This is a genomic window from Brachyspira catarrhinii (assembly GCF_005518285.1).
Lineage (GTDB): Bacteria > Spirochaetota > Brachyspiria > Brachyspirales > Brachyspiraceae > Brachyspira > Brachyspira catarrhinii.
Genome location: NZ_SJDU01000348.1, coordinates 1 through 2,391, shown reverse-complemented (window position 1 = coordinate 2,391; position 2,391 = coordinate 1). Strand labels below are relative to the sequence as shown.

The 2,391-nt window shown below is 31.7% G+C and carries 2 protein-coding genes and 2 pseudogenes; all 4 read right to left on the bottom strand.

All coding sequences use genetic code 11. The features are described from left to right. Window positions 1-282, bottom strand: a pseudogene (locus EZH24_RS10355) (tRNA 2-thiouridine(34) synthase MnmA); the annotation flags it as partial. A gap of 92 nt (window positions 283-374) precedes the next feature. Further along, entirely contained in the window at window positions 375-1,334 is a 960-nt protein-coding gene (gene hprK, locus EZH24_RS10350; RefSeq protein ID WP_137999053.1) for an HPr(Ser) kinase/phosphatase, read from the bottom strand. Next, on the bottom strand, window positions 1,322-1,798 hold the full coding sequence (locus EZH24_RS10345) for a PTS sugar transporter subunit IIA (protein ID WP_137999052.1): 477 nt from the start codon (window positions 1,796-1,798) through the stop codon (window positions 1,322-1,324). The genes hprK and EZH24_RS10345 overlap by 13 nt, the downstream gene beginning before the upstream one ends. A gap of 63 nt (window positions 1,799-1,861) precedes the next feature. Next, window positions 1,862-2,391: pseudogene (locus EZH24_RS10340) on the bottom strand (ribosome hibernation-promoting factor, HPF/YfiA family); the annotation flags it as partial.

The window sequence follows — 2,391 nt, the reverse complement described above, 5'->3', positions numbered from 1 at the left end:
ATCGGACAATTTAATATAATTATAATCGATAACTTTTTTCTGATAAATATCACTTAAATTAAATGTAAAATATTCTATTCCTATTTGCTTTGCCAATTTTTCGCATTCTTCAACTATATTTTTCTGATAAGGTCCGTAGCAAGAATTACTTAAAGGCGCTCTCGTATCTCCGTTCCAGTGAAGCATTGTCACGCCGAAAACATTATTTCCTTGCTCTTTCAAAAGTTTTGCCGTAGTAGTCGAATCGACTCCCGCGCTCATTCCCACCGCTATTGTAGACATAATTTAATTTCCTAATTTTTTAATTTAAATATTTTAAATAAATATTTTTTAGTCCGTATTATATTATATAGAAAATAAAATTACAATTATAATTATATTAAATTGTCCGATTTCTTTTTTCCTATTTGGGTGATTAAATTTTTGTTCAATTCTTTTGCGCTGTTATAACCCATTTCTTTTAGACGAAGATTTTTAGCCGCCGTTTCTATTAGAATGCAAATATTTCTTCCCGCTCGAACTGGAATTTTCAAATAAGGAATTTCTGTCTCTAAAATATTATAAGTTTTTTCTTCGAGTCCCATTCTGTCGTATTGTTCGTCATCGTTCCAGCTTTCAAGTTCTATAACCAAATCTAATCTCTTTCTATCTCTAATTGCGCTCATGCCCGAAAGTCTGCTTATATCGACAACTCCGATTCCCCTCACTTCCATATTATGTTTTATGAATTCGTTTTTTCTGCCGATTATTCTTCCATCGTTTAATTTTTTGAATTCAACCGTATCGTCCGATATTAATCTATGTCCTTTTGAAATTAATTCCAAAGTGGCTTCGCTCTTTCCGACTCCGCTCTTTCCTAAAATCAAAATTCCAACTCCGAAAACTTCGACAAATACTCCATGAGCGGTAAACGACTCGGCAAATTCCTCTTCCGTTAAATTTTCTATATTTCTCACCATATCTGCGGTTTTAAGTTCGCTTATAATCACGCAAACATTATTTTTTTTTGCAATTTCTAAAAACGATTCTGGCGGAATTAAATTGTAAGTAAAAATGCATATTGGCATTTTATATTTAAATAATTCTTCAAATATATCGAGCTTATTTTCTTCTGCGAGAGTCAAAACATAATTTCCTTCGCCTTTTCCAAAAATTTGTATTCTTTCAAAAACAAAATCTTTGAAATATCCGAATAACGCCATCCCTGGTCTGTTTACTTCCGAGCTGTTTATTTCGTTTGTAAGTCCAATAGAGTCCGTTAAACATTTTACTTTTAAAAAATTATTTCTATTTTCGTTAAGCTTCAAAAATTTTTCAACGGTTATTTTCGGCATTGAACTCTCATTTCCTCTTTTGCGATTAACGACAAAATATCGTCCGATTTTTCTGCGTTAATAAGTTTTTCTATAAAATGATTATTATCTCTAAGTATCGCCGCAATGCTTGTTAGAACTTTCAAATTATCGCTTGCCGAATCTTTTGGAGATAAAAGCATAAATATAACGAAAACTTTTTTATTGTCGGGAGCTTTATAATTTATTCCGTTTTTAACCGTTGCAATAGTAAGGACTATTGATTTTACGGCGTTTGTTTTTGAATGAGGAATTGCCACTCCGTTTCCAACTCCCGTGCTCATTAATTTTTCTCTTGCCATAATAGAATGTTCCGCTTCCTCTTTATTTAAGAGAAGTTTGCAACTGTCGAGTCTTTCCACCATTTTTGATAGAAGTTTATCTTTATTAGTCTCTTGAACATCAATCATTATAGATTCTTTATCTATATAATCAATTAAACTCATATTTACTTTTCCTCCTTTTTTTATAGGATTAATTAAAAAATAAAAAATAAATTAAAATCAAAATTAAATATCAAACATTCTTATCAAAACGAAAGAATTATTGGATTCCTTATATAAACCCTCGATTTGCTCCGTTATACTGCTTACATAAACTACAAATTTTTTATCCGCGTTTTCAATCAAATAATTTACCGCTTCGCTAACATTAAATTCTTCCATTTTATACTCTGCGCTTTCGCTTGCGTCTATATTATTGTCGGCAGTCGCTTTTACTTTATCTATATTCCAAGTTTCATGATTCGATTCTTCGTTTTCGTATATTTCGTAAACGGTATCTTTGCCTTCTCTAAAAAGAAAAGACGGATATTTTCCGATTTTTACATTATATAAATCTTCGTCTCTCTTTATAGGGAAATAAGCCATGAATGGATTTTTATCGGAATTGAAATGCAAAACGGCGTCCAATTCGTCAAGCGGTTTTTCGTATATTCCAACGGTTTTTATCGAATAAGCGTCTTCGTCTTCTTCCACTTGAACCGTTTTATCGACAACGTGAACCGTTTTATCGACAACGGCTCTTTGAGATTTGTCAA

What these genes read in the sequence shown, in the direction of transcription:
- hprK (WP_137999053.1), bottom strand. Translation starts at nt 1,334, where the DNA reads ATGCCGAAAATAACCGTTGAAAAATTTTTGAAGCTTAACGAAAATAGA.
- EZH24_RS10345 (WP_137999052.1), bottom strand. Translation starts at nt 1,798, where the DNA reads ATGAGTTTAATTGATTATATAGATAAAGAATCTATAATGATTGATGTT.